The organism is Alteromonas sp. MMG017, assembly GCF_018100795.1.
Taxonomy (GTDB): domain Bacteria; phylum Pseudomonadota; class Gammaproteobacteria; order Enterobacterales; family Alteromonadaceae; genus Alteromonas.
Genome location: NZ_JAGJDY010000017.1, coordinates 40,065 through 48,268, shown reverse-complemented (window position 1 = coordinate 48,268; position 8,204 = coordinate 40,065). Strand labels below are relative to the sequence as shown.

General features: G+C 41.6%; 6 protein-coding genes and 2 pseudogenes. 5 read left to right on the top strand and 3 right to left on the bottom strand.

Going from position 1 to position 8,204, the window contains the following annotated elements; genetic code table 11:
• Nucleotides 1-678 precede the first annotated feature (678 nt).
• Nucleotides 679-996, top strand: a complete 318-nt coding sequence (locus tag J8L84_RS19615) for a hypothetical protein (protein ID WP_211072169.1) — start codon at nucleotides 679-681, stop codon at nucleotides 994-996.
• 132 nt (nucleotides 997-1,128) lie between these two features.
• Complete coding sequence (locus J8L84_RS19610; RefSeq protein WP_211072168.1) at nucleotides 1,129-1,605, top strand: DUF4265 domain-containing protein; 477 nt, start codon at nucleotides 1,129-1,131, stop codon at nucleotides 1,603-1,605.
• 377 nt (nucleotides 1,606-1,982) lie between these two features.
• Here the strand turns inward: J8L84_RS19610 and J8L84_RS19605 are convergent.
• A pseudogene (locus J8L84_RS19605) lies at nucleotides 1,983-3,008 on the bottom strand (IS110 family transposase).
• 516 nt (nucleotides 3,009-3,524) lie between these two features.
• Between J8L84_RS19605 and J8L84_RS19600 the strand changes: the two are divergent.
• Both J8L84_RS19600 and J8L84_RS19595 read left to right on the top strand, forming a co-directional pair.
• On the top strand, nucleotides 3,525-4,283 hold the full coding sequence (locus tag J8L84_RS19600; RefSeq protein WP_247670895.1) for an alpha/beta hydrolase-fold protein: 759 nt from the start codon (nucleotides 3,525-3,527) through the stop codon (nucleotides 4,281-4,283).
• Between the two features lie 147 nt (nucleotides 4,284-4,430).
• Nucleotides 4,431-4,847: an MAPEG family protein gene (locus tag J8L84_RS19595; protein ID WP_211072167.1), complete on the top strand. Its 417-nt coding sequence runs from the start codon at nucleotides 4,431-4,433 to the stop codon at nucleotides 4,845-4,847.
• A gap of 387 nt (nucleotides 4,848-5,234) precedes the next feature.
• On the opposite strand, the gene J8L84_RS19590 is transcribed toward J8L84_RS19595, so the two are convergent.
• Both J8L84_RS19590 and J8L84_RS19585 read right to left on the bottom strand, forming a co-directional pair.
• Nucleotides 5,235-6,212 (bottom strand): transposase, encoded by a 978-nt coding sequence (locus J8L84_RS19590; protein WP_211072166.1) that lies wholly within the window; start codon nucleotides 6,210-6,212, stop codon nucleotides 5,235-5,237.
• Nucleotides 6,213-6,331: 119 nt separating this feature from the next.
• Nucleotides 6,332-6,868, bottom strand: a pseudogene (locus J8L84_RS19585) (transposase); the annotation flags it as partial.
• Nucleotides 6,869-6,994: 126 nt separating this feature from the next.
• Between J8L84_RS19585 and J8L84_RS19580 the strand changes: the two are divergent.
• The gene (locus J8L84_RS19580; RefSeq protein WP_211072165.1) at nucleotides 6,995-8,197 is read left to right on the top strand and encodes a hypothetical protein; all 1,203 of its coding nucleotides are present in this window, start codon (nucleotides 6,995-6,997) and stop codon (nucleotides 8,195-8,197) included.
• Nucleotides 8,198-8,204 lie beyond the last annotated feature (7 nt).

The following is an 8,204-nucleotide window of genomic DNA, read 5'->3' as shown; positions in this document are numbered from 1 at the left end:
AGCGTTAGCAGCCAAGTTTAGGAATTCAATATTAGTACGATGTTAGAACCTTCAAGTAGCACCTACTTCCTAAGTAACGTGGAGTCCATCAGCGCTAGTTTCAATTCAATTGGTTTGTTAATCGCTGCCGCAATCCTTGTCGCGACTTTCAAATTCACGACTCTGCTACAGTCACTCTCAACTTTAACCAAGTTAAAGCCTAAATACATCGTAGTCATTGCATTTAGCGTATTTTTAGTTGCCTTTACCACATCACTTCTCAACGGCTTGAGAGTTCATAACGTCCAAAATTCTATTTTGACCAACCAGAGTCAGATCATATCAGGATGTATAACCGACCATGAAATATTACAAGGTAACAGTAGGGAAGAAATGTTCGTTATTTCAGATGTAAAATTCAAATATAACGATTACGCTACTGAACAATACTTTTTTGCTAATCGGGGTCACAACACCTTTATCAAAAACGGACAGTGTGTGACTATTGTTTTCCTGCCTAAACAGGAAAACGGAATTTTAAAGATCGACAAGGTTTGAGTTGCATTGGCTGCTAACAAACAACTGTTGGCGCTCACTGCGTTCGCTGGGACACAAACACGTAGGCTCCCGTCGCTTCGCTCCTTATTTTAGCCTACGTATTTGTGCCCAAAAGTTGGGCGTTAAGCACTAAAGATGAAAATGAGCAGACCGATACAGTTAGAATTCATCAAGGGAAATTTTATATCCTTATTAGCCTATGGTGAAAACCCAAATGAATCACCATATACCCATAAACAAATAGCTGAGTGGTGCGAGTTGTTCTGGAATAAATATTCTGACATTGATGCTCCGAAAGAAATTGAAGTAATTATGCCAATATTGGCAGATGTAGAAACACAATGGGACCTCTACTTGGCAAATACATATTCATCAACAGAGTTACAGCAACTAGATTTTGAGTCTGTTAACATGCCAGTACAGTGGTTCAAAGATTGGGGCGCAGAGGCAGATGCTTAACAAGGCCAAGCAACATCAGTCGCTACGCTCCTTGGACAGCTTTGTCGTCGCGCTTTTTGTGCATGGCTTCGCCATTGTTGCACAAAAATCACAACAACAAACCTGCCGTTGTTGGCGGCGTTAGGCATCTAAATGAGCAACGAAGGATTAGTTAAAGTTCACGTATCTTTGCCCAATCACTGGATGATTGGTGGCGAGTCTATGTGGGCAGAACCTCTAGGGAATAATATTTATCGGCTTGAAAATGTCCCATTCTTTTCATACTCGTTAAATTTCAAGGATGACGTACAAGCTTTTGAGGACGATAACGGCATTTTGGAAATTGAAAATGTCATCGCAAGAAGCGGTAACCGAACGCTGAGAGTAATCTTCGACAAATCAATGGATAGAAATAAACAAGATATTTATATCGAAAAAATTCGCAATTTAGATTGTTCATTGGAAAGATGGGATGAAACATATTTAACTGTCAATGTCCGTAAAACTGCTTGCTACTTGGATGTAATCGAACAGTTTGATATCTGGAATGCAGAAGATGTTTTTGCTTATGAAACATGCGACGAGCATATTCCAGGGTCCTTCGATGCTGAGCCGGATGATGACGCCTAACAAACTGTTTAAAGTGGACAAAATTACGTTGGCTTGGTTTCGCTCCGCTCCACATTTTAGCCAACATAATTTTGCCCATTAACAGGGCTACATGGACTCCCCTTTGTCAAGCACAAGTAATCTTCAACAACAGTGGATCTGACAGCAGCTCTACATTCGGCGTTTAATTAGCTTGCTGCCGTAACAGCTTTTGCTATCGCCCTGATGATTTGCGCTTGAGCAATGCCTCATTCGTTAAACAGAGTATTTATTAATAATCTCTTCCCGATTAAACAGGCTTTCTTGCTCTCGGTCTGACCGTGTTATCGTCAATTGCTAATGCACAGACTCGGTGGGGTTAACCGTTTTGGTTTGACCTTGGTTATAAGGATTAAGTGTTATTTCACGTAATCCACTTGGTACTCTTTTCCAGACCGTAATAATGCCCATATTAGGCGGGCGTTTTTAGCGGCCAATGCTACAGTGGCACGTTTAAAGCCACGTCGTTCAACTAGGTCTTTTACCCATAAACTGGTGCGGTCGGTTTTGTTTTTACAATTAGCAATAACGGCTCTAGCGCCATGAATAAGACAAGTGCGAATGTGTTTTTCGCCTCGTTTGCTAATACGACCTAATCGAGCAACACCATCTGTGGTGTACTGTTTTGGGACTAAACCAATCCAAGCAGAGAGTGAACGACTGGACTCAAAGTGCTTTGCATCATTGACTGTGGCAACCACAGCGGTTGCGGTAACTTCACCAATACTAGGAAAACCCAACAATTGTTTGGCTTGCTCCATATGATTCGCAAGTTGATAGAGCTTTCTATCATGATTCAGTATTTGCTGGTTTAAGTCTTGGATGCTTTGCCATAAGTCATCAAGTAACTCACGTGCTAAAATGGGCAATCCATTTTCAGCGTCTTCTAAAATACCCATAATGGCATTTTGAGCAGGATAGCGGCCTTTGGGCATGATGATGACAAACTCAGATAATAATCCACGCAATCTGTTAATACGTGCCGTTCTATCTTTAATTGCGCCTTGGCGAATACGGTGCAAGCATAGCAATGCTTGTAGCTCTTCGGATTTAATACTGACGAACCTTGTTTTAGGTCTGCAGGCGGCTTCACAAATTGCTTCAGCATCGTTTGCGTCATTCTTTTCAATCTGCCGATAAGGAGTAACAAACTTAGATGCCATGATGCGAACCTCATGTCCCAACTTAATAAATTCTCTTGCCTAATAATGTGAGCCTGAGCACGCTTCCATTCCAATGATAAATTTAGGTAACTGTGCAACTTCAGCTAACAGATTGTTTCTCTTTATAGTTTTTCTTAATTTACACTTGCCATGTTCATCCACACCGTGAATACTAAAAACAAGTTTGGCTAAATCGATGCCAACGACTTTAATTAAGGACATATGGGCTCTCCTTTTTATTGATTAGTTTGCACTTTCAATATGGCACATTGATGCCGTTAATGGAGGGGAGTCCATATCATTCGTTGGTAGGACTCTCCATGTCAGTATAAACCGAGTGTCTCCCTGGTATTTTTTCAGTCTATAATTAGTTGTGTTCTTACTCATATTAAATGAACAACGCCTATCATACTCACCCCGCCGTAGGCCGGTGATCGTTCAGCCTAGGCTCGTGGGTGATTACCCTTTAATAAGCTGGTGCCACCATAACGCCCTCGTTGTCCTTCACAATAGGCAAGCGGGTGAATCTCTTTATGAGTGTCAAATCCCACAAAAATCATGCTATGTTTGTTGATGCTAGCGTCTAAGTTGATTTAGCATTGAACAAACTAATATTGTTCCGGCCGGCGTTCCGGTGGCTTTCAACTGAACTACGAAAATGTGGAGGCTGGCATTTGACAGGGCGTTTTTGTGTCTATAAGCCTGGAAACTTTAGTTCTTCAAAAAGGCGTTTAAAATTTGAAAACCTATTACTTGTTACTTTCAATTTTCTTTTGTTTTACCGTAAATGCCCAAACTCACAAAGTAAGCGTTATTGTTCCCCAGTCATACGAAACTGAGACATCAAAAAAATACCCTGTTATTTACTTACTAGACGGCACCTCGAATCAGAATATGCTAAATGGCATGCTTCAAAGACTCCATTTATCAAAGGGGTCTTATGAGCATATTATTGTAAGTATCGATGTAGAGGATCGGTTGAATGATTTCGCACCAACCGTAAACATGGATCCACGAGGCCCTGTTGGAAAAGGAGGGGGCGGGGATCAATTTTTAGATTTCTTAGAAAAAGAGCTTATACCGCGCATCAACAAAAAATATCGCACAAGTGAATTTAATTCCATCGCTGGCCACTCTGTTGCTGGACTGCTAGTTATCCATAGCTTTCATTCACGCCCAAAACTTTTTCAGTCTCATCTAGCCTTCAGTCCTGCTGTCTGGTGGGGAGCAAGAGAGACGGCTAAATCGGCTAAAAATTATGTGCTCTCTAACGGAGGCAGTGAAAATTACCTTTATATGAATATTGGAAGTGAAAGCGGTGAAATGAAATCAGTGTATAACTCGTTTGCAGCTACACTATCGAAAAACCGTTCCATCGACTTAAAGTTAAAGCTAAACGCGTTTGACGATGTTTCTCACGATTTCACAATGATTGCGGGCTTATACAATGCTTTATCAGGGTTATATCAATATCAGCGCGGTAAGGGCATACAATAATGACATTACATTGCTCGTAAGCTCAATAGGACATTCACACGTTGGCTCTGTCCCTTCGTTCCAATTTTACCTAAGTATTGCGACAATTTACCCTAGCATATTTGCAGTGATGTACGCATAATAAACTGGTTACATAAGGAGTTACGAATGAATTCTAGTCATATCTTTTGGCCTGTGTTGGCTCAGGTTTTTCTTACCCTAGTACTTTTTATCGTTCTGGGAGCAAGAAAAGCCAAGGTAGTGAAAGCTGGCAAGGTTAATCGTCAGCAAGCGGCGTTAGATAATCGGGTATGGCCTGAAGAGGTCGTCAAGGTTTCCAACAACATTGCCAACCAGTTTGAAGTCCCGATCCTTTTCTACGTTTTATGCGTTGTTCTCTACAGTATAAATGCCACCGGTATTGTGGCCGTCGTTCTGGCTTATATGTTTGTTGCGAGTCGATACGCGCATGCCTGGGTCCACGTGGGGTCCAACTATGTGCCAATGCGGTTGCGGCTCTTCATGGTTGGTTGCGTGGTGTTACTTGCCATGCTTGGAGTTGCAGTTTGGAAATTGGCTGCATGACCGATGTCTGCATAACAAAGCAATCAAATTTGTTTCGGCCTTCGGCGGACGATTCCCCCGAATTAGTTGTTTCAAAATTCTTGAAACTGTAGAGTTTGTTTGGGGTAATGCAAGTTAAGAGTCTTTATTGGGACAAAACAAGACAGGCATATTTAGAAAGCTAAAGCTGCTTTTACTGGACAAAACAAGACAGGCATATTTGGAAAGTTAAAGCTGCTTTTACGAAGGCTATATTCGTCGTTAATTGTGTAGGTAAACGTTTCTTTTTAGTTGATGGTTAGAAAAAGCAGAAGTGTGCGTAAGAGTAGATGGCGCTTAAGTGTATTTATTCCTTCACCAGCGTAAAGATGCAATCAGTTTTGCGAGGTACGCTATTTAGTTACAACGCTATCCCAGTAACCGCATTGCACTTTGTCGCCCTTGAACCCGTTGCTGATGTTGATTTTGTGCGTATTGCTCAAGGTGAATCACTTTGCCAGCAGCTAGCTTAAAGTAGGTTTCAAACTGCGTGGTTAAGATTAGCCATTGTTCGTGTTCAATATTCAGACGTTCTAGAATAGTAGGCAGGCTATGTTCAACTTTGCCGCGCTTGTTGGGAAGAATATATCGGCTGGTTATATCTACAAGCTTTAAGTAGTCGGGGAGGGTAAAAGGTAAACCTTGCGGCATCTCTTGCTTTGGATTTCCCGCAAAAGGCATAAGTCGTTTGGGGTTTTTGCCTACCCTGAATGCGTTAATACGGTATTTAATGCTGGTATGGTTAGATGTTTCGGGGGTCTTTGCTATTTTTGCCCGCACCGGGTTTAAATCAACATAAGCCATGCAGGCGGCAAGCGCCGACTCATCTAATAGCGCTTGCGATTTAAATCGCCCTTCCCAAAAATGCCCCGTGCAGTCATCCTCTTTATTGGCGGCCCTGGCAATATATTCATTCAGTGCACGCATAAACCAGCTGATATCAAATAGCCGTTTACGCCATATCTCAGCCGTTAACTCCACCGTTTTAATTTGGGCTTCATGTAACTCTTTGCGTAAATCTGGTGATACGTAGCGCTGCGAGAGTAGGGTGCCTTTGTACAGCCTGTGCCAACGTTGAATCACGTCTTCTGTACTCAGTGCGTCTGCCTTCTCTTTAGCTACATGCAACACCAGATGCGTATGATTACTCATCACCGCATAAGCACATACATCAATGGCAAACACCTCACTCAAAACATGAATACGGTCTTCCACCCATTGGCGACGATGTTCAAAGCTTCTACCGTTTTCCTCGCCACACAAAAAGGCACGACGAACACAGCGGGAAACACAATGATAATACGGCGTATCCAATAAACTAATTTGCGACTTTCGGGCTTTTGGCATTGCGGCTGCCTGACTCTGATTGACTCGTTTACAAGTTTGAATAGCTATTCAGACTAAAGAAAGTGTACTAAGGGACAGTTTTGGTATTTTTCAAATTATGGCTGTCTTGTTTAGTACACGGTCAGCCACCGCAGATGTTTTTTGACCAATTTGCCGTACCTTCATAACGAATGTTGTTGCGTAGTAACAGTGCTTTAAGCTGATACTTGGCTTCTTTTAAATCTTTCATTGCCGCTTCACGAGCACGGGATAAATCGCGAACGGCTTCGTCCTCAGGCTCGGGCACATTCATGGGCGTGAGACTTTCCGACTTTAGCAACTTCACTAATTTAAGTGCATCACGGCGGTCAGTCTTAATTCGTTCACCAGGCTTTTTTGGGAATAAGAGGCGGTGCCACGACATAGCAACAATGCCCAAGACTGGTAATGAAACGATATATCCAGTAGCCACATGGCCCTGCTTCGTAAACAACGTGAAGTGTTACGCCAGGATATTTAGATTCAAACTGGCGAATAAGCTTTTTGACACTGACCTTAGACGAGGGAATACGCCCATAATGAACCGGCGTCGCTCCGCGCTGCTCTTCACAATAGGCAACCTCGTGAAATTCTTTGTGAGTATCTAATCCTAAAAAAACTATGCTATGTTTGTTCATGCTAGCCTCCAAATGATTTAGTCTTAAGCAAACTAATTATGGCACTGGCTGAAAAGTTAACCCACGAAAATGCGGAGGCTAGCATTTCACAGGGAGTCATTGTGTCTATACAACAGGGAGTAACGAGTGAGAGAAGTCTTTTTAACGCCGGAACATAGTAAATGGTGGCTTCTTAGTCCTGGGGTGACCATTTACTATGACAAAATAAAAATTTGTGAATCTGATTACAACAAAGTTTTAAAGGAAGGGGCTCAGTCCTCCTACCATAATCAGATAGCAATGCATCTTGACTCATTTTCTTCAAGAGATGATTTTCCTGAAATAGAAATAGTCAAAGATGTAGAGCTCGGATTGGCCAAAGAGGATTACACCAAAAGATCAGAAGTTATAAAAAACCTTCTATTTAGGCGCGCTCAAGACAGAAACGATCCTACGCTGGAACCTAAAGACCTAGTTAAATTAACTATTGATGCATTCCAGCATTGGATTGAGTATAACCAAAGTAAAGTAAGGTATCTGAGAAAAGATGAAGCTTATCGAAATTTACTAGGCAGTGAGTTACTACCGGCTTGGGAAGAACGAAAAAAATCTCTAATTGAAATATATCAGTCCCCTGAAAGTGAAATATTGGGCAGGTTTTCAGACAATAAAGATGCGATAAGTACATTTAGTCGGCTTTTGGCCTCTTGTTCAAGATGTATGGATTTAATAGATTCTGGCAAGCAAATTTATGACCCCATGTTGACTGAGTACCTGCCAGCCATTCAGTTGCTGGAAGGCAGGCGTGTATCAAATCAGCTTATTAAAAATAATGGTGATGTCTCAGAATTCTTCGAAGCATTTCGGATTCAGATGGCAAAATATTCTGAAATTCTACCTGTCGATATTAGCCTTAACGAAGTTGGTCAGAGTATTCAAAGCTACAAAATAATCCGAGATAATTTAACAAAACTAGATAAAACGATTAGTTCTATTACCGACTCTGACTTGGCGTCCTCTTTATCTGAAATAAGAGGTGATATTGGATCCTTGGTATCTGAGATTGACCGCCTTTCCAAAGGAATAGGATATGGTTTTTGGGTTTCTGGTTTGATTTGGACGGTTGCGTCTATATTAGGCGGCCCGGACTTTTCTAAAAGAATTGAAGATGCCGCTGTTACTTCAAAGTTAATGTCGAAGGGTGTAGGAAGGTTTGCTGGTGCATACTCATTAATTACTGATAGAGTTGTGATGCAACAAGATACGGTTGTGAATTCAACAGCATATCACGAAGTTGACTATGAATACTTTAAAAAACATTACTGGGACTTTGGCAAGAAAAACGTATAACAAGCGC